Genomic DNA, 24,199 nt, shown 5'->3' with positions numbered 1-24,199 from the left:
GCCGGGTGAGGATTCTCACCAGCCCGCGGACGCGCCCGTCAGCTCCCTGACCGCCGGACGGGCCGCGTCCAGCACGGTCATGAACCAGGAGGAGAAGGCGTCCCGGGCGTGCCGCTCGGACAGCTCGGCGGCCGTCACGAAGGCGGTCGCCTCCACCTCCTCCGGGTCCGGCGCGAGCGGCGCCTGCACCATGCCGACGAACAGGTGGTTGAACTCCTGCTCGACCAGGCCGGAGGCCGGGTCCGGGTGGTTGTAGCGGACCGTGCCGGCCTCGGCGAGCAGCGAGGGGGAGACCCCCAGCTCCTCGAAGGTGCGGCGGGCCGCCGCCGCGAAGGGGGCCTCACCAGGGTAGGGGTGACCGCAGCAGGTGTTGGACCACACACCGGGGGAGTGGTACTTGCCCAGTGCCCGCTGCTGGAGCAGCAGCCGGCCGTGTTCGTCGAAGAGGAAGACGGAGAACGCCCGGTGCAGCTGCCCGGGTGGCTGATGCGCGGCCAGCTTCTCCGCGGTCCCGATGGTCACACCCTTCTCGTCGACGAGTTCAAGCAAAATCGCGTCTGCGGTGCCCTCCGACGTGCTGTGCGTCGCGGTGGCAGGTGTGATCGGCATACCCATCCTTCGCCTCGGTCTTCGCACCAAGTCTGCCGTACGAATCCGACACTCCCGGCACTTCCCGGCACGGGCACGCCGGAAGAGGGACCCGGTAGTTGATCGTGCCCTACGGGTACGAACGGGAACCGCTCGGGGGCCTCGAACACAAGGACGCCGGGGGAGTCCGGACCGATGCGTTCCGGACGGTGGCCGCCGGGCCGTCAGTGGCAGAGCCGGGCCTCGTGCTCCGCGTGCCCGCTCGGCTCCAGCTGGAAGGTGCAGTGCTCCACGTCGAAGTGGTGGCCGAGACAGCCCTGCAGCTCGTGCAGCATCTTCTCGTGCCCGATGGCGTTCAGCACGTCCGAGCCGACCACCACGTGCGCCGACAGCACCGGCATCCCCGAGGTGATCGTCCAGGCGTGCAGATCGTGCACGTCCCGTACCCCGTCCAGCGCCAGGATGTGCGTCCGCACCTCCGCCATGTCGACGTCCTTGGGCGCCGACTCCAGCAGCACGTCGAGGGTCTCGCGCAGCAGCTTCAGCGTCCTCGGCACGATCATCAGGCCGATGACGAGGGAGGCGACCGGGTCGGCCGCCTGCCAGCCGGTGGTCAGGATCACCACCGCCGAGACCAGCACCGCCAGCGAACCCAGCGCGTCCGCCGCCACCTCCAGGAAGGCCCCGCGCACGTTCAGGCTCTCCGCCTGCCCGCGCACCAGCAGCGTGAGCGAGATCATGTTGGCGACCAGACCGATCAGACCGAACACGATCATCAGGCCGCCCTCGGTGTCCGCGGGCGTGACGAACCGCTGGACCGCCTCGTACAGCACATAGCCGCCGACCACGAGCAGCAGCAGACAGTTGGCCAGGGCGGCCAGGATCTCGGCGCGGGCGAGGCCGAAGGTGCGGTGGGCGCTCGCCGGGCGGTTGGCGAAGTGGATCGCGAGCAGCGCCATGCCGAGGCCCAGCGCGTCGGTCGCCATATGGGCTGCGTCCGCGATCAGCGCCAGCGAGTCGGCGAGCAGGCCGCCCGCGATCTCGACCACCATCACCCCGAGGGTGATGGCGAGCGCCACCCGCAGCCGCCCGCGGTACGCCGCCGCTGCCGTGCCGGTGGCCGGAGCGTGCGTGTGGGTGTGGCCGTGGTCGTGCCCTGCCCCCATGGGATACGCCTCCTCGGTTCCGCTCCTCTGTGCCGCCCGGGATCACAGTGAACTACGGGTGGGGGGTATCCGGCAACGCGGCACTGAACACCGTTGTCATATGCCCTGACCTGCAGAAACGAACCCCAGGTCAGGGCACCCTCAGCTACCCGCCGTGAGTGGGCGGGGATTCCGGGTGGCCCGTCGGGGCCGGCCGCGCGGCCCTCGCCGCGGTGTCCCCAATGCCCGTTCTGCGAGCGCGGTTTGTGGCCCGGGGCCCGGATCACGGATGATGATCTCGGCAAAGGCCGGGGCAGACTGGGTCGACCGTGCCATGAACGGCCGGTGAACAAGCAGTCCTCACCATCCGCTAACCTCTGCCGAATGCCGCCCGGGGGCCACCAGTCACATCGCGCCCCACCACGCAGGAGAGACCGGCGTCCCACGCGCCGCACCCAGGGAGTGAGTTCGGTTGTCGACCGCCATCGTCACCGGTCAGCCCGTCCCCGGATCGTCACTGGAGAGCGATCTGCGGGCGCTCGGCTTCGAGGTGCTCACGGCCTCCGACGCCACCGACACCGAGAACCTCCTCGCGGCCGTACCCGCCGACCGGCGCGTGGCCGTCGTCGACGCCCGCTTCGTCGGCCACCTGCACGCCCTGCGCCTCGGCCTCACCGACCCGCGCTTCCCGCTCGCCGCCATCCCCGGCGCCGTCACCGCCCAGCCGGCCGGCCGCCAGGCCCTGAGCCGGGCGCTGACCCGGGAGGCCGCCGCGGGCGGCTCCACCGACCTCGCCGTCGACGGTCTCGTCACCGCCCTGGACGCCGACGTCCACCGCCCCGAGCTGGGCAGTCTCGTCGCCGCCGTCCCCGCCGACCCGCAGGCCCGCAACGAGGCGCGGCAGGCCGTCGCCGCCGTGGACGACGAGGCCGTACGCCTGAAGTCGGCCGTGAAGTCCCGCGACGGCTTCTTCACCACCTTCTTCATCAGCCCGTACTCCCGCTACCTCGCCCGCTGGTGCGCCCGGCGCGGACTGACCCCCAACCAGGTGACCACCGCCTCCCTGCTCACCGCGCTGGTCGCGGCGGGCTGCGCGGCCACCGGCACCCGGATCGGCTTCGTCGCCGCGGGCGTCCTGCTGATCTGCTCGTTCGTCCTGGACTGCACCGACGGCCAGCTCGCCCGCTACTCCCTGCAGTACTCCACGCTCGGCGCCTGGCTGGACGCCACCTTCGACCGGGCCAAGGAGTACGCCTACTACGCCGGCCTCGCCCTCGGCGCCGCCCGCGGCGGCGACGACGTGTGGGCCCTGGCGCTCGGCGCGATGATCCTGCAGGCCTGCCGGCACGTGGTCGACTTCTCCTTCAACGAGGCCAACCACGACGCCACCGCCAACACCAGCCCCACCGCCGCGCTCTCCGACCGGCTCGACAGCGTGGGCTGGACGGTCTGGGTGCGCCGGATGATAGTCCTGCCCATCGGTGAACGGTGGGCACTGATAGCCGTGCTGACGGCGGCCACGACCCCGCGGATCACCTTCTACGCCCTCCTGATCGGCTGCGCCCTGGCCGCGACCTACACCACGGCCGGGCGGGTCCTGCGGTCGCTGACCCGGAAGGCGATGGGGGTCCCCCCAGGCGTTAAGCACTGGGGGAGCACCGACCGGGCGGCCCAGGCGCTGGCCGACCTGGCCGACAACGGCCCCCTCGCGGGACTCGTGTCCCGCACCAGGCGCGCCCCGCTCGGCTCCCCGCTCCTGCTGGCGCTCTGCGGAGTGGCGGTTCTCACCGCCTCCCTCTTCTCCGGGGCGACCTGGGCCCCGGTCGTGGGCGCGTTCGTCTACGCCGTCGCTTCCGGCCGGGCCCTCGCCGCCCCGCTCAAGGGCGCCCTCGACTGGCTGGTCCCGCCCCTCTTCCGGGCCGCCGAATACGGCACCGTCCTGGTCCTCGCAAGCAAAGCCGGGGTGAACGGAGCCCTTCCCGCGGCTTTCGGCCTGGTGGCCGCCGTCGCCTACCATCACTACGACACGGTGTACCGCATCCGCGGTGACGCCGGGGCGCCGCCGGCCTGGCTGGTACGCGCCATCGGGGGGCAGGACGGGCGAACGCTCCTGGTCACCGTGGTGGCCGCGGCGCTCACCGCCACGCAGTTCAAGGTCGCGCTCACGGTCCTCGCCGTGCTCGTGGCCGGGCTGGTGCTCGTCGAGAGCATCCGCTTCTGGGTGTCCGCAGGGGCCCCCGCCGTACACGATGAAGGAGAACCCGCATGATCGGCCTCGTGCTGGCGGCCGGCGCCGGACGGCGTCTGCGCCCCTACACCGACAGCCTGCCCAAGGCGCTGGTGCCGGTGGGGCCTGCCGGTATAGAGGACTCGATCACCGTTCTCGACCTGACCCTCGGCAACTTCGCCGAGATCGGCCTGACCGAGGTCGCGATCATCGTCGGCTACCGCAAGGAGGCCGTCTACGAGCGCAAGGCGGCCCTGGAGCAGAAGTACGGCCTCACGCTCACCCTCATCGACAACGACAAGGCCGAGGAGTGGAACAACGCCTACTCCCTGTGGTGCGGCCGGGACGCCCTCAAGGACGGCGTGATCCTCGCCAACGGCGACACCGTGCACCCGGTCTCCGTCGAGAAGACGCTGCTCGCCGCCCGCGGCGACGGCAAGAAGATCATCCTCGCCCTCGACACCGTGAAGTCGCTGGCGGACGAGGAGATGAAGGTCGTCGTCGGTGACGGCCAGGGCATGACGAAGATCACCAAGCTGATGGACCCGGCCGAGGCGACCGGTGAGTACATCGGCGTCACCCTCATCGAGGGCGACGCGGCCCCCGAGCTCGCCGACGCGCTGAAGACGGTCTGGGAGACCGACCCGCAGCAGTTCTACGAGCACGGCTACCAGGAGCTGGTCAACCGCGGCTTCCGCATCGACGTCGCGCCCATCGGCGACGTCCGGTGGGTCGAGATCGACAACCACGACGATCTCGCCCGGGGACGGGAGATCGCGTGCCAGTACTGACCCGGCTGATCCCCTCGCCGGTCGTCGTCGACATCCGTCCGGGTGCCCTCGACGACCTCGCCGGCGTGCTCGCCGACGAACGCATCTCGCACTCGGGCCGGCTGGCCGTCGCCGTCAGCGGCGGCTCCGGTTCCAAGCTGCGCGAGCGCGTCTCGCCGAGCCTGCCCGGCGCCACCTGGTACGAGGTCGGCGGCGGCACCCTCGACGACGCGATCCGGCTGGCCGGCGACATCAGGGCCGGCCGCTTCGACGCGGTCGTGGGCCTCGGCGGCGGCAAGATCATCGACTGCGCGAAGTTCGCGTCGGCCCGGGTGGGCCTGCCGCTGGTCGCCGTGCCGACCAACCTCGCCCACGACGGCCTGTGCTCGCCGGTCGCCACCCTCGACAACGACGCGGGCCGCGGCTCCTACGGCGTGCCGAACCCGATCGCGGTCGTCATCGACCTCGACGTCATCCGGGAGGCCCCGGCGCGCTTCGTGCGCTCCGGCATCGGCGACGCCGTCTCCAACATCTCGGCGATCGCGGACTGGGAGCTGTCCCACCGCGTCACCGGCGAGAAGATCGACGGTCTGGCGGCCGCCATGGCCCGGCAGGCCGGCGAGGCGGTGCTGCGCCACCCCGGCGGCATCGGGGAGAACGACTTCCTCCAGGTGCTCGCCGAGGCGCTGGTGCTCAGCGGTATCGCCATGTCGGTGTCGGGCGACTCCCGCCCGTCCTCCGGCGCCTGCCACGAGATCAACCACGCCTTCGACCTGCTGTTCCCGAGGCGTGCCGCCAGCCATGGCGAGCAGTGCGGGCTCGGCGCGGCCTTCGCGATGTACCTGCGCGGAGCCCACGAGGAGTCCGCGTACATGGCCGATGTGCTGCGCCGGCACGGACTGCCGGTGCTGCCGGAGGAGATCGGCTTCACCGTGGACGAGTTCGTCCGGGTCGTCGAGTACGCCCCGGAGACCCGCCCCGGCCGCTACACCATCCTCGAACACCTCGACCTCAAGACCCACCAGATCAAGGACTTCTACGTCGACTATGTCAAGGCCATCGGTAGCTGAACTCCGTCCGGTCGTGCACCCCGCTGGGGTCAAGGACCGGCGCAGCGGTGAGCACTGGATGGGGCGCCTCTACATGCGTGAGGTGTCCCTGCGGGTAGACCGCTACCTGGTGAACACCAGGGTCACGCCCAACCAGCTCACGTACCTGATGACCCTCTTCGGCGTCCTCGCCTGCCCGGCCCTGCTGGTGCCGGGCGTCTGGGGCGCCGTCCTCGGCGTGGTGTGCGTCCAGATGTACCTGCTCCTGGACTGCGTCGACGGCGAGGTCGCGCGCTGGAAGCAGCAGTACTCGCTGGGCGGGGTCTACCTCGACCGGGTCGGCGCCTATCTGACCGACGCGGCCGTCCTGGTCGGGCTCGGGCTGCGCGCCGCCGACCTGTTCGGCAGCGGCCGTATCGACTGGCTGTGGGCCTTCCTCGGCACCCTGGCCGCGCTCGGCGCGATCCTGATCAAGGCCGAGACCGACCTGGTCGGCGTGGCCCGCCACCAGGCCGGTCTGCCCGTGGTCAAGGAGGCCGCCGCCGAGATGCGGTCCTCCGGGATGGCGCTGGCCCGCCGGGCCGCCGCCCTGTTCCGGTTCCACCGGCTGATCCTCGGCATCGAGGCCTCGCTGCTGATCCTGCTGCTGGCCGTCGCCGACCACTTCCACGGCGACCTGTTCTGGACCCGCCTCGGCACCGCCGTGCTCGCCGGGATCGCGCTGCTGCAGACCCTGCTGCACCTGGTCTCCGTCCTCGCGTCGAGCAGGCTGCGGTGAGCGCCGGGCTGAAGGTCGGCGCGGTCGTCATCACCATGGGCAACCGCCCCGACGAACTGCGCGCCCTCCTCGACTCGGTCGCCAAGCAGGACGGCGAGCGGGTCCAGGTGGTCGTCGTCGGCAACGGCTCGCCGGTCCCGGAGGTGCCGGACGGCGTCCGTACCCTGGAACTGCCCGAGAACCTCGGGATCCCCGGCGGCCGCAACGTCGGCATAGAGGCCTTCGGCCCCAGCGGCCGCGATGTCGACATACTGCTCTTCCTCGACGACGACGGTCTGCTCCCCGAGCACGACACCGCCGAGCTGTGCCGGCAGGCCTTCGACGCCGACCCGAGGCTCGGCATCGTCAGCTTCCGCATCGCCGACCCGGACACCGGCGTCACCCAGCGCCGGCACGTGCCGCGGCTGCGGGCCTCCGACCCGATGCGCTCCTCCCGGGTCACCACCTTCCTCGGCGGCGCCAACGCCGTCCGCACCCAGGTCCTCGCCGAGGTCGGCGGCCTGCCGGACGAGTTCTTCTACGCCCACGAGGAGACCGACTTGGCCTGGCGGGCGCTGGACGCCGGCTGGATGATCGACTACCGCTCCGACATGGTGCTGTACCACCCCACCACCGCCCCCTCCCGGCACGCGGTCTACCACCGGATGGTCGCCCGCAACCGGGTCTGGCTGGCCCGCCGCAACCTGCCCGCCCCGCTGGTCCCGGTCTACCTCGGCGTGTGGATGCTGCTCACCCTGGTGCGCCGCCCCTCCCGTCCGGCCCTGCACGCCTGGTTCGCCGGCTTCCGGGAGGGCTGGACCACCCCCTGCGGACCCCGCCGCCCGATGCGCTGGCGGACCGTGTGGAAGCTCACGCGACTGGGCCGTCCCCCGGTGATCTGACAAGCTCGAAGGTGTGCGCCGTCCGCGTGCGTGGCACGCGGACGCCCCTGGGCCGTGTCCGATGGCGGATACCTGTCGCGTCCAGTAGCACAATTCCGTAAGACGAACGTAAGACGAATCTGAGGACGAAGGCTCCGACCCTTGAGTGAGACAACGCATGACGGCGGGATCGCGGTGAGCGCGGTGCCGTCGCCCGACGAGGGCCTCACGGCGGCGCAGCTCGCCGCCAAGTACGGGCTCGCGGTGAGCGGCGCCCGGCCCTCGCTCGTCGAGTACGTACGCCAGCTCTGGGGACGCCGGCACTTCGTTCTCGCCTTCTCGCAGGCGAAACTCACGGCCCAGTACAGCCAGGCCAAGCTCGGCCAGCTCTGGCAGGTGGCCACCCCGCTGCTGAACGCGGCCGTGTACTACTTCATCTTCGGCGTCATCCTGCACGCCAGCCGCGGTATGCCGCAGGACATCTACATCCCGTTCCTGGTCACCGGCGTGTTCACCTTCACGTTCACCCAGAGCTCGATCATGACCGGTGTGCGCGCGATCTCCGGCAACCTCGGTCTGGTGCGCGCGCTGCACTTCCCGCGTGCCGCGCTGCCGGTCTCCTTCGCGCTCCAGCAGCTCCAGCAGCTGCTGTTCTCGATGATCGTCATGGTCGCCGTGGTGGTCGGCTTCGGCAGCCGCCCGGGCCTGTCCTGGGTGCTGGTCGTCCCGATCCTGTTCCTGCTGTTCCTCTTCAACACCGGGCTGGCCCTGATCGTGGCCCGGCTGGGCGCCAAGACGCCGGACCTCGCGCAGCTGCTGCCGTTCGTGCTGCGGACCTGGATGTACATGTCCGGCGTGATGTTCTCGATCACCAAGATGATGGAGGGCCGCCCGGAGTGGGCGCGCACGCTCCTCCAGGTCAACCCCGCCACCGTCTTCATGGACCTGATGCGCTTCGCGCTCATCGACGGCTACGGCGCCTCGAACCTCCCGCCGCACGTCTGGGCCGTCGCCCTGTCCTGGGCCGTGGCCGTGTTCGTGGGCGGGTTCGTGTACTTCTGGAAGGCTGAGGAGCGCTACGGCCGTGGCTGAGCAGACCATCGGGGAGCGGATCCCCACCGTCATCGCGGAGGACGTGCACATCGTCTACCGCGTCAACGGCGCCAAGAGCGGCAAGGGCAGCGCGACCTCCGCCCTCAGCCGGATCGTCAAGCGCGGCGACGACCGCGGCGTGCGCAAGGTGCACGCGGTGCGCGGGGTCTCCTTCGTCGCCTACCGCGGCGAGGCCATCGGCCTGATCGGCTCCAACGGCTCCGGCAAGTCGACGCTGCTGCGGGCCATCGCCGGCCTGCTGCCCGCCGAGAAGGGCCGGGTCTACACCAATGGCCAGCCCTCGCTGCTCGGCGTCAACGCGGCCCTGATGAACGACCTCACCGGCGAGCGGAACGTCATCCTCGGCGGTCTCGCCATGGGAATGACCCGTGAGGAGATCAAGGACCGCTACGAGGAGATCGTCGAGTTCTCCGGCATCAACGACAAGGGCGACTTCATCACCCTGCCGATGCGCACCTACTCCTCCGGCATGGCGGCCCGGCTGCGCTTCTCCATCGCCGCCGCCAAGGATCACGACGTCCTCATGATCGACGAGGCGCTGGCCACCGGTGACGCGGCCTTCCGCAAGCGCTCCGAGGACCGGATCCGCCAGCTGCGCGAGCACGCCGGCACGGTCTTCCTGGTCAGCCACAACAACAAGTCGATCCGCGACACCTGCGACCGGGTCCTGTGGCTGGAGCGCGGTGAACTGCGCATGGACGGCCCGACCGAAGAGGTGCTCAAGGAGTACGAGAAGTTCACCGGCAAGTAGTCCGCCACGCCCAGGGCCCCGCCGGAACCTTTCCGGCGGGGCCCGGCGTCTGCAAAGGAAACGTCAACTCCGGCTCGCCTTAGGAATCTTGACACCAATCGGTGTGTTGTTGTGATCTGCGGGACACCCCGACGAACCTCGACGCGTTGTACAACGTAAGCTGTACCGGTCCCGGAAAGCGGCAAGTGGGGCGATAATGCGCGACACCCTCCGCCGGGCCGCCCCGTGGATTGCTGGGCGGCGTGTCCGAAATAGTGTGTATTGGGTCGGCAGTGTAGAACGGGAGATGTGACGGCAATGGCTACGGAAACTCCCCAGCTCAACGCAGGCCGCGCCGTCCCCGCCCCGGGCAGCGAACGGTGACGGCGACCGCCTCGGAGCGCACCGCGGACGCGGAGCGCGGCACCCTCGACAAGGCCGCGGACGAGAACTTCCCGGTGGCCCCTTTCTTCCTGCCGAAGGCCTGGCGCGACGACCTGATGGCGGTCTACGGCTTCGCCCGTCTCGTCGACGACATCGGCGACGGCGACCTGGCCCCCGGCGGCGCCGACGCCCGCCTGCTCGGAGTGCCCGACGCGCAGGCCGAGGACCGGCTGGTCCTCCTCGACGCCTTCGAGGCCGATCTGCGCCGCGTCTTCGACGCCACCCCGCACCACCCCCTGCTGCGCCGCCTGCAGCCCACGGTCCGCCGCCGCGCGCTGACCCCCGAGCCCTTCCTCGGCCTGATCGCCGCCAACCGCCAGGACCAGCTCGTCAAGCGGTACGAGACCTACGACGACCTCCTCGCCTACTGCGAGCTGTCCGCCAACCCCGTCGGCCGCCTGGTCCTCGCTGTCACCGACACCTCGACCCCCGAGCGGATCGGCCTCTCGGACGCGATCTGCACCGCACTCCAGATCGTCGAACACCTCCAGGACGTGGCCGAGGACCTCGGCCGCGACCGGATCTATCTGCCCGCCGAGGACATGAAGCGCTTTCACGTCCAGGAGGCGGATCTCGCCAGGAAATCCGCGGGCGCATCGGTGCGTGCACTGGTTGCATATGAAGCACAACGCGCCCGCGATCTCCTGAATGAAGGCGCCCCCCTTGTGGGTAGCGTCCACGGCAGGTTGAAGCTGCTGCTCGCGGGGTTCGTGGCGGGGGGAAGGGCGGCGGTCCACGCGATCGCCGCCGCCGAATACGACGTACTTCCCGGCCCGCCCAAGCCCGGCAAGGGCCGGTTGCTGCGTGAGGTGGGCGTGACTCTGCGAGGAGAGGGGTGATCCGGACCGTGGACTCTCCCACACCTGTGTCCGCACCGGTACTCGCCGCCTACAGCTACTGCGAGACCGTCACCGGACAGCAGGCACGGAACTTCGCCTACGGCATCAGGCTGCTGCCGACGTCCAAGCGGCGCGCCATGTCCGCGCTCTACGCCTTCTCCCGGCGCGTCGACGACATCGGCGACGGCGCGCTGGCCGACGAGGTGAAGGTGGCCCGCCTGGAGGACACCCGGGCACTGCTCGCCCGGGTCCAGGAGGGCGCGGTCGCCGAGGACGACACCGACCCGGTCGCGGTCGCCCTCGCGCACTCCGCCCAGGCCTTCCCGATCCCGCTGGGCGGCCTGGACGAGCTGATCGACGGCGTGCTGATGGACGTCCGCGGCGAGACCTACGAGACCTGGGACGACCTCAAGGTCTACTGCCGCTGCGTGGCCGGCGCCATCGGCCGGCTCTCGCTCGGTGTGTTCGGCACGGAACCGGGGGCGCGCGGCGCCGAGCGCGCGCCGGAGTACGCCGACACGCTCGGGCTCGCGCTCCAGCTCACCAACATCCTCCGGGACGTCCGCGAGGACGCCGGCAACGGCCGTACCTACCTCCCCGCCGACGACCTCGCCAAGTTCGGCTGCTCGGCCGGGTTCCACGGGCCGACCCCGCCGGAGGGCTCGGACTTCGCGGGCCTGGTGCACTTCGAAGTACGGCGCGCCCGTGCCCTTTTCGCCGAGGGCTACCGGCTGCTGCCCATGCTCGACCGGCGCAGCGGCGCCTGTGTCGCCGCCATGGCCGGGATCTACCGCCGCCTGCTCGACCGCATCGAGCGCGAACCCGAGGCGGTGCTGCGCGGCCGGGTCTCGCTGCCCGGGCGCGAGAAGGCGTACGTCGCCGTGCGCGGCCTCTCCGGGATCGACACCCGGCGTCACACCTCCCGCCTGACCGTCAGGAGGCGCGCCTGATGGACAAAGTGGGCCAAGGTGACTCCACCGGAGAAAAACGGCAGGCAACCCTCCGGTGCGGCGCCGCGTCCCTGACTGCGACGGCCCGCCCTGTCCCGTTCCGCAGGGGCGGCGGGCAGGCGGGGGAGGGCGCACGATGACCGACGGCACGGGATCCCGACGGACGCAGGACGACATCACGTCCGGGCGCACCGCCGTCGTGATCGGCGGCGGGCTCGCCGGGATCACGGCCGCGCTCGCGCTCGCCGACGCGGGCGTCCAGGTCACCCTTCTCGAAGGCAGGCCGAGGCTCGGCGGACTCGCCTTCTCCTTCCAGCGCGGCGAGCTGACCGTGGACAACGGCCAGCACGTGTACCTGCGTTGCTGCACCGCCTACCGCTGGTTCCTCGACCGCATCGAGGGCACGGAGCTGGCACCGCTGCAGGACCGCCTCGACGTGCCCGTGCTCGACCTCGCCAAGCCGGAGGGGCGGCGCCTGGGCAGGCTCCGTCGCGACCCGCTGCCCGTACCCCTGCATCTGGGGCGCAGCCTGGCCGCCTATCCGCACCTCTCGCTCGCCGAACGGGCCAGGGTGGGGCGTGCCGCGCTCGCGCTCAAGGGGCTCGACCTCGCCGATCCGAGCCTGGACGCACAGGACTTCGGCAGCTGGCTGGCCGCCCACGGCCAGTCGGCGCGTGCCGTCGAGGCCCTGTGGGACCTGGTCGGGGTCGCCACCCTCAACGCGGTCGCGGGCGACGCCTCGCTGGGGCTCGCCGCGATGGTGTTCAAGACCGGTCTGCTGTCCGACCCGGGCGCGGCCGACATCGGCTGGGCCCATGTGCCGCTGGGAGAACTGCACGACCGGCTCGCCCGCAAGGCGCTCGACTCCGCGGGCGTGCGTACCGAGGTCCGTACACGCGTCACCTCCGTCTCCACCAACGAGAACGGGACGTGGAGCGTTCAGGTTCCCGGCGAGACGCTCACGGCCGACGCCGTGGTGCTCGCCGTGGCCCAGCGCGAGGCCCACGACCTGCTGCCGGCCGGCGCCCTGGACGCCCCGGAGAACCTGCTGGAGATCGGCACCGCGCCGATCCTCAACGTCCATGTGGTCTACGACCGTCAGGTGCTCACCAAGCCGTTCTTCGCGGCCCTGGGCACCCCGGTCCAGTGGGTGTTCGACCGCACCCACGCCTCCGGGCTGCGCGCGGGCCAGTACCTCGCGCTGTCCCAGTCGGCGGCCCAGGACGAGATCGACACCCCCGTGGCCGACCTGCGCGAGCGCTATCTGCCCGAGCTGGAAAGGCTGTTGCCCGGCGCGCGCGGCGCCGAGGTGTCGGACTTCTTCGTGACCCGGGAGCGCACCGCGACGTTCGCCCCCACCCCCGGCGTCGGGCGGCTGCGGCCCGGCGCCCGCACCAGAACACCCGGCCTGTACCTGGCCGGAGCGTGGACCGCCACCGGGTGGCCCGCGACCATGGAGAGTGCGGTCCGCAGCGGTGTCCTCGCGGCCGACGCCGCGTTGAACACCCTGGGTCGGCCCCGCCCCCGTCGCCTCTTCGAGTTCGAGGAGGCGGCGTGACGCTCGATCAGCAGGCGGCAGGCCCCCGCACCCCCGGTACCGCAACAAGAGGAGAAACTGTGCCCACTGTGCCACCGGCCGAGACGGCTGCCGACGCGGTGGACGTGACCGCGCTCCTGGAGCGCGGCCGGACCCTTGCCACACCGGTACTGCGGGCGGCCGTGGACCGCCTGGCATCTCCCATGGACACCGTGGCCGCCTACCACTTCGGCTGGATCGACGCCGAGGGCAACCCCGCCGACGGCGACGGCGGCAAGGCCGTACGCCCCGCGCTCGCGGTCCTGTCGGCCGAGGTCACCGGGGCCGCCCCCGAGGTCGGCATCCCCGGCGCCGTCGCCGTCGAACTCGTCCACAACTTCTCGCTGCTGCACGACGACCTGATGGACGGCGACGAACAGCGCCGGCACCGCGACACCGTCTGGAAGGTGCACGGCCCGGCCCAGGCGATCCTGGTCGGCGACGCCCTGTTCGCCCTCGCCAACGAGGTGCTCCTCGAACTCGGCACCGTCGAGGCCGGCCGCGCCACCCGCCGGATCACCACCGCCACCCGGGCCCTGATCGACGGCCAGGCGCAGGACATCTCCTACGAGCACCGCGACCGGGTCAGCGTCGAGGAGTGCCTGGAGATGGAGGGCAACAAGACAGGCGCCCTGCTCGCCGCCTCCAGTTCCATCGGCGCGGTGCTCGGCGGCGCCGACGACCGCACCGCCGACACCCTGGAGAAGTACGGCTACCACCTGGGCCTCGCCTTCCAGGCCGTCGACGACCTGCTCGGCATCTGGGGCGACCCGGACGCCACCGGCAAGCAGACCTGGAGCGACCTGCGCCAGCGCAAGAAGTCCCTGCCGGTCGTCGCCGCCCTCGCCGCGGGCGGGCCCGCCTCCGAGCGGCTCGGCGAGATCCTCGCCGCCGACGCCAAGAGCAGCGACTTCGAGAACTTCTCCGAGGAGGAGTTCGCCGCCCGCGCCGCCCTCATCGAGGAGGCCGGCGGCCGGGAGTGGACCGCCGAAGAGGCGCGTCGTCAGCACACCATCGCCATCGAGGCCCTGCACGCGGTCGAGATGCCCGACCGGGTACGGGCGCAGTTCACGGCGCTGGCCGACTTCGTCGTCGTACGAAAGAGATGATCACTATCGGTCGAATAGCCCTCGCGTAGTCGCCGGCCGGTGCGAGCGCGCAGCCAGCACCGGCCGACGGCGGACCCACAGCAGAACGATTTCGTACGACTGCAAGAAGGGGAAGCCATGACAGCGACGACCGACGGAAGCACCGGGGCCACCGTTCCGCCCCGGGCCGACTCGGCCACCACCGACCTCACCACCCCCGTGGCGGCCGGGGTACAAGAAGCCGCCGAACGCGCCGTCCGGCGCGCCACCGACCACCTGCTCGCCCAGCAGGACGCGCAGGGCTGGTGGAAGGGCGACCTGGAGACCAACGTCACCATGGACGCCGAGGACCTGCTGCTCCGTCAGTTCCTCGGCACCCTCGACGAGTCGACGGCGTCCGCCGCCGCCCTCTTCATCCGCGGCGAGCAGCGCGAGGACGGCACCTGGGCCACCTTCTACGGCGGCCCCGGTGAACTCTCCACCACCATCGAGGCGTACGTCGCCCTGCGGCTGGCCGGGGACGCGCCGGACGCCCCCCACATGGCGAAGGCCGCGGCCTGGATCCGTGAGCGCGGCGGGATCGCCGCCTCCCGGGTGTTCACCCGGATCTGGCTGGCCCTGTTCGGCTGGTGGAAATGGGAGGACCTGCCAGAACTCCCCCCGGAACTCCTCTACTTCCCCAAGTGGTTCCCGCTCAGCATCTACAACTTCGGCCAGTGGGCCCGGCAGACGATCGTGCCGCTCACCGTCGTCTCGGCCAAGCGCCCGGTGCGCCCGGCCCCCTTCCCGCTGGACGAGCTCCACACCGACCCGGCCGTTCCGAACCCGCCGCAGCCCCTGGCCCCGGTGGCCAGCTGGGAGGGTGTCTTCCAGCGGCTCGACAAGGTTGTCCGCGGCTACCGCAAGGTCGCGCTGCGCCGGCTGCGCGGCTCCGCCCTGAACTCCGCCGCCCGCTGGATCGTCGAACGCCAGGAGAACGACGGCGCCTGGGGCGGTATCCAGCCCCCCGCCGTGTACTCGGTGATCGCCCTGTACCTGCTCGGCTACGACCTCGAACACCCCGTGATGCGCGCCGGGCTCGAGTCGCTGGATCGTTACGCCGTGTGGCGCGAGGACGGCGCCCGGATGATCGAGGCCTGCCAGTCGCCCGTCTGGGACACCTGTCTGGCGACCATCGCGCTCGCCGACGCCGGGCTCCCCGCCGACCACCCGCAACTCGTCAGGGCCGCCGACTGGATGCTCGGCGAGCAGATCGTCCGGCGCGGCGACTGGGCCGTGAAGCGCCCCCAACTCCCGCCGGGTGGCTGGGCGTTCGAGTTCCACAACGACAACTACCCCGACATCGACGACACCGCCGAGGTGGTCCTCGCGCTGCGCCGGGTCCGGCACCACGACCCCGAGCGGATGGAGAAGGCCATCGGACGCGGGGTGCGCTGGAACCTCGGCATGCAGTCGAAGAACGGGGCCTGGGGCGCCTTCGACGTCGACAACACCAGCCCGTTCCCCAACCGGCTGCCGTTCTGCGACTTCGGCGAGGTCATCGACCCGCCCTCGGCCGACGTCACCGCGCACGTGGTGGAGATGCTCGCCTTCGAGGGCATGTCCCACGACCCGCGCACCCGGCGCGGCATCGAGTGGCTGCTCGCCGAACAGGAGGCGGACGGCTCCTGGTTCGGCCGCTGGGGCGTCAACTACGTCTACGGCACCGGCTCCGTGGTGCCCGCGCTCACCGCGGCCGGGCTGCCCGCCTCGCACCCGGCGATCCGGCGCGCGGTGACCTGGCTGGAGAACGTCCAGAACGACGACGGCGGCTGGGGCGAGGACCTGCGCTCCTACAAGTACGTCGGCGAATGGAGCGGGCGCGGCGCCTCCACCGCCTCCCAGACGGCCTGGGCGCTGATGGCGCTGCTCGCGGCGGGGGAGAAGGACTCCAAGGCCGTCGAGCGGGGTGTCCGGTGGCTCGCCGAGACACAGGCCGAGGACGGCTCCTGGGACGAGCCGTACTTCACCGGCACCGGCTTCCCCTGGGACTTCTCCATCAACTACCACCTCTACCGACAGGTCTTCCCGCTCACCGCGCTCGGCCGCTACGTCCACGGCGAGCCGTTCCCCGAGGCCGAGAGGAGCTGAATTGAGCACCACGCCCGTTCCGGCCCCGCTGCTGATCGCCTGCGCGCTCGGCATCGAGCACCTCGCCCTGCGCGCCGGCGAACGCGGGGGTGCGGACGGGCCGGTCACCGTGCTGCGCACCGGCATGGGCCCCAAGGCGGCGGAACGGTCCGTCACCCGGCTCCTGGCCGACCCCGCGTTCGCCGGCGCGGCCGTGCTGGCCACCGGCTTCTGCGCGGGCCTCGCCCCCGGGATGCACCCCGGCGACCTGGTCGTCGCCGAGGAGACCCGGGACCCGCGCGGCAGCGTGCCCTGCGTCGCCACCGAACTCCTCGTCAAGGAGCTCGTGCGGACCGTACCCGGCCGCACCGTCCACACCGGCCCCCTCACCGGCTCCGACCATGTCGTCCGCGGTCACGAACGGTCCGACCTGCTCGCGACCGGCGCGATCGCGGTCGACATGGAATCGGCGGCCACACTCCTGAGCGCCGTGCGCGCGGGCGAGCGCCCCGTTGCGGCCGTCAGGGTGGTCGTGGACGCTCCTGAACATGAACTCGTCCGGATCGGCACGGTCCGCGGTGGAATATCTGCTTTCCGCGTTCTTCGATCCGTTCTTCCAGCTTTCTTCGAATGGCACCGTTCTTTGCTGCTCCCCCGGAGGTGAGCCCAGATGGCCATGCCGCTGCGCCAGTCGATCAAGGTCGCTACCTACTTGGCTGAACAGAAGCTTCGCAAGCGGGACAAGTTCCCGCTGATCGTGGAGCTGGAACCCCTCTTCGCATGCAACCTGAAATGCGAAGGCTGCGGCAAGATCCAGCATCCCGCCGGGGTGTTGAAGCAGCGCATGCCGGTCGCCCAGGCCGTCGGGGCGGTGCTGGAGTCCGGTGCGCCGATGGTGTCCATCGCGGGCGGCGAACCGCTGATGCACCCTCAGATCGACGAGATCGTCCGGCAGTTGGTGGCGAAGCGGAAGTACGTCTTCCTGTGCACCAACGCGATGCTGCTGCGCAAGAAGATGGACAAGTTCACGCCCTCGCCGTACTTCGCCTTCGCGGTGCACATCGACGGGCTGCGCGAGCGGCACGACGAGTCCGTGGCGAAGGAGGGCGTGTTCGACGAGGCGGTGGCGGCCATCAAGGAGGCCAAGCGGCGCGGCTTCCGGGTGACCACCAACTCCACCTTCTTCAACACGGACACCCCGCAGACCATCGTCGAGGTGCTCAACTTCCTCAACGACGACCTCAAGGTCGACGAGATGATGATCTCGCCCGCCTACGCCTACGAGAAGGCCCCCGACCAGGAGCACTTCCTGGGCGTGGAGCAGACCCGCGAGCTGTTCAAGAAGGCCTTCGCGGGCGGCAACCGGAAGAAGTGGCGGCTCAACCACTCCCCGCTCTTCCTGGACTTCCTGGAGGGCAAGGTCGACTTCCCCTGCACGGCCTGGGCGATCCCCAACTACTCGCTCTTCGGCTGGCAGCGCCCCTGCTACCTGATGAGCGACGGGTACGTGCCGACGTACCGTGAACTCATCGAGAAGACCGACTGGGACAAGTACGGCCGCGGCAAGGACCCGCGGTGCGCCAATTGCATGGCGCACTGCGGCTACGAGCCCACCGCCGTCCTCGCCACCATGGGGTCCCTCAAGGAGTCCCTCCGCGCCATGCGCGAGACGGTCTCCGGGAACCGGGAGTGACCGCATGACCGCCATTCCCCTGGGCCTCCCCGAGGTCCCGGCCCGCCCGGTCGCCGAGCGCCGCGTGTCCCGGCGGATCCAGGTCGGGCCGGTGGCGGTCGGCGGCGGTGCCCCGGTGTCGGTGCAGTCGATGACCACCACCCGCACCTCGGACGTCGGCGCCACTCTCCAGCAGATCGCCGAACTCACCGCGTCCGGCTGCCAGATCGTCCGCGTCGCCTGCCCCACGCAGGACGACGCGGACGCCCTGGCGACCATCGCGCGCAAGTCCCAGATCCCGGTGATCGCGGACATCCACTTCCAGCCGAAGTACGTGTTCGCCGCGATCGAGGCCGGCTGCGCGGCGGTCCGCGTGAACCCCGGCAACATCAAGAAGTTCGACGACCAGGTACGGGAGATCGCGCGCGCCGCCAAGGACCACGGCACGCCGATCCGGATCGGGGTGAACGCCGGCTCGCTCGACCGCCGGCTGCTGGAGAAGTACGGGAAGGCGACGCCCGAGGCGCTCGTGGAGAGCGCTCTCTGGGAGGCCTCGCTCTTCGAGGAGCACGACTTCCGGGACATCAAGATCTCGGTCAAGCACAACGACCCGGTCGTGATGATCGAGGCGTACCGGCAGCTGGCCGCCCAGTGCGACTACCCGCTGCACCTCGGCGTGACCGAGGCGGGCCCGGCCTTCCAGGGCACGATCAAGTCGGCGGTGGCCTTCGGGGCGCTGCTGAGCCAGGGCATCGGCGACACCATCCGGGTCTCGCTGTCCGCGCCGCCTGCCGAGGAGGTCAAGGTCGGCATCCAGATCCTGGAGTCGCTGAACCTGCGGCAGCGGCGCCTGGAGATCGTCTCCTGCCCGTCCTGCGGGCGCGCCCAGGTCGACGTCTACAAGCTGGCGGACGAGGTGACGGCCGGTCTGAAGGGTATGGAAGTGCCCTTGCGCGTGGCCGTCATGGGATGTGTGGTCAACGGCCCCGGCGAGGCGCGGGAGGCCGACCTCGGGGTCGCCTCCGGCAACGGCAAGGGCCAGATCTTCGTCAAGGGCGAGGTCGTCAAGACCGTGCCCGAGTCGAAGATCGTGGAGACCCTCATCGAGGAAGCGATGAAGATCGCCGAGCAGATGGAGCAGGACGGCGCCGGGTCCGGAGCACCCGCCGTCACCGTGAGCTGATCAGCACGGACCGAGAGGGGGCCGAGCGTGACGATTCTGGAGAAGATCCGGGGACCACGCGACCTGAAGGCGCTGTCCGAGGCGGAACTCGGTGAACTGTCCGAAGAAATACGCGAGTTTTTGGTGCACGCGGTCGCCAGGACCGGCGGTCACCTCGGGCCCAACCTGGGCGTCGTGGAACTGACCGTCGCGCTGCACCGAGTCTTCGAGTCCCCGGTGGACCGCATCCTCTGGGACACCGGCCACCAGAGCTACGTCCACAAGCTCCTGACCGGCCGTCAGGACTTCTCCAAGCTGCGGGGCAAGGGCGGCCTGTCCGGATATCCCTCGCGCGAGGAGTCCGCGCACGACGTCATCGAGAACAGCCACGCCTCCACCGCGCTCGGCTGGGCCGACGGCCTCGCCAAGGCCCGCCAGGTGCAGGGGGAGAAGGGCCATGTCGTCGCGGTCATCGGCGACGGCGCGCTGACGGGCGGGATGGCCTGGGAGGCGCTCAACAACATCGCGGCCGCCAAGGACCGGCCGCTGATCATCGTCGTCAACGACAACGAGCGGTCGTACGCGCCGACCATCGGCGGCCTCGCCAACCACCTGGCGACCCTGCGGACGACCGACAGCTACGAGAAGGTACTGGCCTGGGGCAAGGACGTCCTGCTGCGCACCCCGATCGTCGGCACCACCATCTACGAGTCCCTGCACGGCGCCAAGAAGGGCTTCAAGGACGCCTTCGCCCCGCAGGGCATGTTCGAGGACCTGGGCCTGAAGTACGTCGGCCCGATCGACGGCCACGACATCAAGGCCGTCGAGTCGGCGCTGCGGCGCGCGAAACGCTTCCACGGGCCGGTGCTGGTGCACTGCCTCACGGAGAAGGGACGCGGCTACGAGCCCGCCCTCGCCCACGAGGAGGACCACTTCCACACCGTCGGCGTGATGGACCCGCTCACCTGCGAGCCGCTCGCGCCGTCCAACGGGCCTTCCTGGACCTCGGTGTTCGGCGACGAGATCGTCCGGATCGGCGAGGAGCGGGACGATGTCGTCGCGATCACCGCGGCCATGCTGCACCCGGTCGGCCTCGGCAGGTTCGCCGAGCGCTTCCCGGACCGGGTCTGGGACGTCGGCATCGCCGAACAGCACGCGGCGGTCTCGGCGGCGGGGCTGGCGACCGGGGGGCTGCATCCCGTCGTCGCCGTCTACGCCACGTTTTTGAACCGTGCCTTCGACCAGGTGCTGATGGACGTGGCGCTGCATCACTGCGGGGTGACGTTCGTACTGGACCGGGCGGGGGTGACCGGGGTCGACGGTGCCTCCCACAACGGCATGTGGGACATGTCGATCCTGCAGGTGGTCCCGGGCCTGCGGATCGCCGCCCCGCGCGACGCCGAGCAACTGCGCCTCCAGCTGCGGGAGGCGGTCGCCGTCGACGACGCGCCGACACTGGTGCGCTTCCCGAAGGAGTCGGTGGGACCGGAGATCCCTGCGGTCGACCGGGTCGGCGGGGTCGATGTCCTGCACCGCGGGGAGGACGCGCGGGTGCTGCTGGTCGCGGTCGGTGTGATGGCGCCGGTGTGCCTGCAGGCCGCCGAACTGCTGGCGGCGCGGGGCATCGGCTGCACGGTGGTGGATCCGCGGTGGGTGAAGCCGGTGGACCCGGCGCTGCCCGTGCTGGCGGCGGACCATGAGCTCGTGGCCGTCGTCGAGGACAACAGCCGGGCGGCCGGCGTGGGCGCGGCGATCTCGCTGGCGCTCGGCGACGCCGAAGTGGACGTGCCGGTACGGCGGTTCGGGATTCCGGAGCAGTTCCTGGCACATGCCAAGCGGGGGGAGGTACTGGCCGACATCGGGCTGACGCCGGTGGAGATCGCGGGGCGGATCGGGGCGAGCCTCGCGGGGCGGGGGGCCGACGCCAAGGGGGGTGCGGCGGGGGGTCGTTCGGCGGGTGCGGCGCCGTCCGGGCTGGTCGCGCAGTTCCCCGCGCCCCTGCGGGGCGCTGATGCCGAGGGCGTTGACAAGGAGAGGCAATGAGTACGGAGTTCGACCTCGGTGCGCTGCTCGCCGAGCGTGGTGGTGAGCGGTACGAACTGCACAGCAAGTACCTGAACCACCAGCTCCCGCGCATGCTGCACACCATCGGGTTCGACAAGGTCTACGAGCGGGCGGAGGGTGCCCACTTCTGGGACGCCGAGGGCAACGACTACCTGGACATGCTCGCCGGGTTCGGGGTGATGGGCCTGGGACGCCACCACCCTGTCGTCCGCAAGGCCCTGCACGACGTGCTGGACGCCCAGCTCGCCGACCTCACCCGCTTCGACTGCCAGCCGCTGCCTGGTCTGCTCGCCGAGCGGCTCCTCGCCCACAGCCCGCACCTGGACCGGGTGTTCTTCGGCAACAGCGGCACCGAGGCGGTCGAGACGGCCCTGAAGTTCGCCCGGTTCGCCACCGGCAGACCGCGCGTCCTCTACTGCGACCACGCCTTCCACGGCCTGACCACCGGCTCGCTGTCGGTCAACGGCGAGGACGGCTTCCGGGACGGCTTCGCGCCGCTGCTGCCCGACACCGCCGTACCCCTCGGCGATCTGGACGCGCTCGCCCGCGAGCTGAAGAAGGGCGATGTCGCCGCCCTCATCGTCGAGCCGATCCAGGGCAAGGGCGTGCACGAAGCCCCGCCCGGGTATCTGCGTGCCGCCCAGGAGCTGCTGCACCGGCACAAGGCGCTGCTGATCGCCGACGAGGTGCAGACCGGCCTGGGCCGCACCGGTGACTTCTACGCGTACCAGCACGAGGAGGGCGTGGAGCCGGACCTGGTGTGCGTGGCGAAGGCGCTGTCCGGCGGCTATGTGCCGGTCGGCGCCACGCTCGGCAAGGACTGGATCTTCAAGAAGGTCTACTCGTCCATGGACCGCGTCCTGGTCCACTCGGCGAGCTTCGGCGCCAACGCCCAGGCGATGGCGGCCGGGCTCGCCGTGCTGTCGGTCATGGAGAACGACCAGATCGTGGCGGGGGCCCGGGCCGTGGGGGAGCAGCTCAAGTCCCGGCTCGCCGCGCTGACCGACAAGTACGAGCTGCTCGCAGACGTGCGCGGCCGGGGCCTGATGATCGGCATCGAGTTCGGCCGGCCCGGCTCGCTGAAGCTGCGCAGCCGCTGGACCATGCTCCAGGCCGCCCGCAAGGGCCTGTTCGCCCAGATGGTCGTCGTACCGCTGCTGCAGCGCCACCGGATCCTCACCCAGGTCTCCGGTGACCACCTGGAGGTGATCAAGCTCATCCCGCCGCTGATCGTCGACGAGGCGGACGTCGACCGCTTCGTCGACGCCTTCACGGACGTCATGGACGACGCGCACAGCGGCGGCGGCCTGATGTGGGACTTCGGCAAGACGCTGATCAAGCAGGCGGTGGCCAACCGCTAGCTTTTTGCCTCTGGGGCAAAGAAATTGCCGCAGAGGCAAAACTGCGGCTGAATGGAGGCATGAACCCCTCCGACAGCGAGGGCGCGGGCGGGCCGGTCACGGACCTGCCCGCCGTCGCCCCGCAGCTGCGCTCCCTGCGCCGCCGCGCCGGCCTCACCCTGGAGGCCGCCGCACGGGACGCCGGGCTGTCGCCCGCGCACCTGTCCCGGCTGGAGACGGGCCGGCGGCAGCCCTCGCTGCCGATGCTGCTCGCGCTCGCACGTGTCTACGGTACGACAGTCTCCGAGCTGCTCGGTGAGACCGTCGCCGACCGGGACGCGATCGTGCGCGCCGGCGACATGGAACCGACCCGCGCCGGTGGCTGGACCTACTGGCAGGCCGGGGCGTCCGGCCGGGGGATGCAGGCCCTGCGTGTCCGGGTGCCGTACGGCTCCCAGGGCGACATCGTGCGGGTGCATCCCGGCGAGGAGTGGCTGTACGTCCTGCGCGGCCGGCTCCGGCTGCGCCTCGGCGACACCACGCACCTGCTCGCGCCCGGCGACAGCGCGCACTTCGACTCGCTGACCCCGCACCGGCTCGCCGCCGAGGACCAGGACGGGGTCGAGCTCCTGTTCGTCCACACCCTGCTGCAGAGTCCCACGGCCACGCTGTGCCTGGGACCGATCACTGGAGAGCTGCCGTGAGCAACATCGAGGAGAAATTCCCCCGGTCCCTGTGGATCCGGCTGGTCATCTACCTGGCCGTCGGGCACGTCCTGGCAGGCTTCCTCTTTCTGTTGTTCTCCCTCGGCGGCAAGGGCTGAGCCGCTGCCCTCCGCCCGGCCTCAGTCGAGGAGACGCTGGCGCAGCCGCTCCCGGGTCTGCGCGGTGACCTTCAGCCCCTGCTCCAGGTACGTGTCGACATCGCCCCAGGTCTCGTCGATGCTCTCGAAGGCCGCCGTCAGGTACTCCGCGCGGGCGTCGAAGAGAGGGCTGAGCAGTTCCATCACCTCGGGGCTGTACGCGGACTCCCCGCCGCCGCTGCGCCGCACCTTGTAGCGCCGGTGCTTGGCGTTGGACTCCAGGTAGTCGGCGAGGATCGCGTCCCGTTCCACGTCCACCGCGAGCAGCGTCACGGCTATGGAGATGCCTGCCCGGTCCTTCCCGGCCGCGCAGTGCATCAGCGCCGGGACGCTGTCCTCGGCGACGGCGTGCAGCACGCGCGAGTGCTCCTCGGTGCGGTCCTTCACGATCGTGCGGTACGAGGTGACCATCCGGTTCGCGGCCTTGCCGTCGCCCAGGAGCGCGCGCAGCTGCTCGATGTCGCCCTCGCGGACCATCTTCCAGAAGTCGGCACCGTGCGCCGGGTCGGTCAGCGGCAGGTTCAGGTTCCGTACGCCGGGCAGCTCGACGTCCGGGCCCTCCAGCTTCTGGTCGGCCGTGTTGCGGAAGTCGAAGATCGTGTGCAGGCCGAGGGAGGCGAGGAACTCCGCGTCCGACTCCGTCGCGTGTGCCAGATGCCCGCTGCGGAAGAGCACGCCGTGCCGCACCCGCCGCCCGTCCAAGGTCGGCAGGCCGCCCACGTCACGGAAGTTGCGCACACCGGCCAGCTCGGGTTCGGTCGACGGGACCTGCTGCGTCACGGGGGCTCCTCCCGGCCGGCCCCGTCGGCGCTGCTCGTCGACGGGCACTGGAC

General features: G+C 71.0%; 22 protein-coding genes and 1 pseudogene. 20 read left to right on the top strand and 3 right to left on the bottom strand.

Annotation, left to right across the window (positions count from 1 at the left end; translation table 11 throughout):
- Positions 1–15: 15 nt before the first annotated feature.
- A complete protein-coding gene (gene idi / locus ACFZDK_RS46570; RefSeq protein WP_390982779.1) occupies positions 16–609 on the bottom strand; it encodes an isopentenyl-diphosphate Delta-isomerase in 594 nt (197 codons plus the stop codon).
- A gap of 203 nt (positions 610–812) precedes the next feature.
- Entirely contained in the window at positions 813–1,754 is a 942-nt protein-coding gene (locus ACFZDK_RS46565; protein WP_390982776.1) for a cation diffusion facilitator family transporter, read from the bottom strand.
- Positions 1,755–2,205: 451 nt separating this feature from the next.
- On the opposite strand from ACFZDK_RS46565, the gene ACFZDK_RS46560 reads away from it, so the two are divergent.
- The 20 genes and pseudogenes from ACFZDK_RS46560 (at position 2,206) to ACFZDK_RS46465 (ending at position 23,327) form a co-directional block, all read left to right on the top strand.
- Entirely contained in the window at positions 2,206–4,002 is a 1,797-nt protein-coding gene (locus ACFZDK_RS46560) for a DUF5941 domain-containing protein (protein WP_390982773.1), read from the top strand.
- On the top strand, positions 3,999–4,751 hold the full coding sequence (locus tag ACFZDK_RS46555; protein ID WP_355714696.1) for a phosphocholine cytidylyltransferase family protein: 753 nt from the start codon (positions 3,999–4,001) through the stop codon (positions 4,749–4,751). The genes ACFZDK_RS46560 and ACFZDK_RS46555 overlap by 4 nt, the downstream gene beginning before the upstream one ends.
- Positions 4,739–5,800 (top strand): iron-containing alcohol dehydrogenase, encoded by a 1,062-nt coding sequence (locus ACFZDK_RS46550; RefSeq protein ID WP_390982770.1) that lies wholly within the window; start codon positions 4,739–4,741, stop codon positions 5,798–5,800. Before ACFZDK_RS46555 ends, ACFZDK_RS46550 begins: the two co-directional genes overlap by 13 nt.
- 13 nt (positions 5,801–5,813) lie before the next feature.
- Positions 5,814–6,557 (top strand): CDP-alcohol phosphatidyltransferase family protein, encoded by a 744-nt coding sequence (locus ACFZDK_RS46545; RefSeq protein ID WP_355714700.1) that lies wholly within the window; start codon positions 5,814–5,816, stop codon positions 6,555–6,557.
- Complete coding sequence (locus tag ACFZDK_RS46540) at positions 6,554–7,438, top strand: glycosyltransferase (RefSeq protein ID WP_390982766.1); 885 nt, start codon at positions 6,554–6,556, stop codon at positions 7,436–7,438. Before ACFZDK_RS46545 ends, ACFZDK_RS46540 begins: the two co-directional genes overlap by 4 nt.
- 141 nt (positions 7,439–7,579) lie before the next feature.
- Positions 7,580–8,509, top strand: a complete 930-nt coding sequence (locus tag ACFZDK_RS46535) for an ABC transporter permease (protein ID WP_390982764.1) — start codon at positions 7,580–7,582, stop codon at positions 8,507–8,509.
- Positions 8,502–9,281 (top strand): ATP-binding cassette domain-containing protein, encoded by a 780-nt coding sequence (locus ACFZDK_RS46530; RefSeq protein ID WP_390982761.1) that lies wholly within the window; start codon positions 8,502–8,504, stop codon positions 9,279–9,281. The genes ACFZDK_RS46535 and ACFZDK_RS46530 overlap by 8 nt, the downstream gene beginning before the upstream one ends.
- Before the next feature lie 359 nt (positions 9,282–9,640).
- A complete protein-coding gene (gene hpnC, locus ACFZDK_RS46525) occupies positions 9,641–10,543 on the top strand; it encodes a squalene synthase HpnC (protein WP_390982758.1) in 903 nt (300 codons plus the stop codon).
- On the top strand, positions 10,540–11,493 hold the full coding sequence (hpnD, locus tag ACFZDK_RS46520; protein WP_365688141.1) for a presqualene diphosphate synthase HpnD: 954 nt from the start codon (positions 10,540–10,542) through the stop codon (positions 11,491–11,493). The genes hpnC and hpnD overlap by 4 nt, the downstream gene beginning before the upstream one ends.
- A pseudogene (locus ACFZDK_RS46515) lies at positions 11,493–11,570 on the top strand (DUF6380 family protein); the annotation flags it as partial. The gene hpnD and the pseudogene ACFZDK_RS46515, both read left to right, overlap by 1 nt.
- Entirely contained in the window at positions 11,549–13,051 is a 1,503-nt protein-coding gene (gene hpnE, locus ACFZDK_RS46510; RefSeq protein ID WP_390982755.1) for a hydroxysqualene dehydroxylase HpnE, read from the top strand. The pseudogene ACFZDK_RS46515 and the gene hpnE, both read left to right, overlap by 22 nt.
- Before the next feature lie 59 nt (positions 13,052–13,110).
- Positions 13,111–14,178 carry a polyprenyl synthetase family protein gene (locus ACFZDK_RS46505; RefSeq protein ID WP_390982752.1) on the top strand — a complete coding sequence of 356 codons (1,068 nt, stop codon included), beginning with the start codon at positions 13,111–13,113 and terminating at the stop codon, positions 14,176–14,178.
- A gap of 117 nt (positions 14,179–14,295) precedes the next feature.
- The gene (shc, locus tag ACFZDK_RS46500) at positions 14,296–16,287 is read left to right on the top strand and encodes a squalene--hopene cyclase (protein ID WP_390982749.1); all 1,992 of its coding nucleotides are present in this window, start codon (positions 14,296–14,298) and stop codon (positions 16,285–16,287) included.
- Between the two features lies 1 nt (position 16,288).
- Positions 16,289–16,930, top strand: coding sequence for a 1-hydroxy-2-methyl-2-butenyl 4-diphosphate reductase (locus ACFZDK_RS46495; RefSeq protein WP_365688144.1), 642 nt, complete (start codon positions 16,289–16,291; stop codon positions 16,928–16,930).
- Between the two features lie 6 nt (positions 16,931–16,936).
- Positions 16,937–17,959, top strand: coding sequence for an adenosyl-hopene transferase HpnH (hpnH, locus tag ACFZDK_RS46490; protein ID WP_123972052.1), 1,023 nt, complete (start codon positions 16,937–16,939; stop codon positions 17,957–17,959).
- Between the two features lie 4 nt (positions 17,960–17,963).
- Positions 17,964–19,121 (top strand): flavodoxin-dependent (E)-4-hydroxy-3-methylbut-2-enyl-diphosphate synthase, encoded by a 1,158-nt coding sequence (ispG, locus tag ACFZDK_RS46485; RefSeq protein ID WP_390982745.1) that lies wholly within the window; start codon positions 17,964–17,966, stop codon positions 19,119–19,121.
- Between the two features lie 27 nt (positions 19,122–19,148).
- Positions 19,149–21,143 carry a 1-deoxy-D-xylulose-5-phosphate synthase gene (dxs, locus tag ACFZDK_RS46480; protein ID WP_390982742.1) on the top strand — a complete coding sequence of 665 codons (1,995 nt, stop codon included), beginning with the start codon at positions 19,149–19,151 and terminating at the stop codon, positions 21,141–21,143.
- Positions 21,140–22,525, top strand: a complete 1,386-nt coding sequence (locus tag ACFZDK_RS46475; RefSeq protein ID WP_390982740.1) for an aminotransferase class III-fold pyridoxal phosphate-dependent enzyme — start codon at positions 21,140–21,142, stop codon at positions 22,523–22,525. The genes dxs and ACFZDK_RS46475 overlap by 4 nt, the downstream gene beginning before the upstream one ends.
- A gap of 59 nt (positions 22,526–22,584) precedes the next feature.
- The gene (locus ACFZDK_RS46470) at positions 22,585–23,208 is read left to right on the top strand and encodes a helix-turn-helix domain-containing protein (RefSeq protein ID WP_390982738.1); all 624 of its coding nucleotides are present in this window, start codon (positions 22,585–22,587) and stop codon (positions 23,206–23,208) included.
- Entirely contained in the window at positions 23,205–23,327 is a 123-nt protein-coding gene (locus tag ACFZDK_RS46465) for a DUF6126 family protein (protein WP_355714737.1), read from the top strand. The genes ACFZDK_RS46470 and ACFZDK_RS46465 overlap by 4 nt, the downstream gene beginning before the upstream one ends.
- Before the next feature lie 21 nt (positions 23,328–23,348).
- Here ACFZDK_RS46465 and ACFZDK_RS46460 read toward each other — a convergent pair whose 3' ends face one another.
- The gene (locus tag ACFZDK_RS46460) at positions 23,349–24,146 is read right to left on the bottom strand and encodes a tyrosine-protein phosphatase (protein ID WP_390982735.1); all 798 of its coding nucleotides are present in this window, start codon (positions 24,144–24,146) and stop codon (positions 23,349–23,351) included.
- Between the last annotated feature and the right edge of the window lie 53 nt (positions 24,147–24,199).

Source organism: Streptomyces sp. NPDC007901 (assembly GCF_042959465.1).
GTDB lineage: Bacteria > Actinomycetota > Actinomycetes > Streptomycetales > Streptomycetaceae > Streptomyces.
This window is presented reverse-complemented; position numbering and strand designations above follow the sequence as displayed.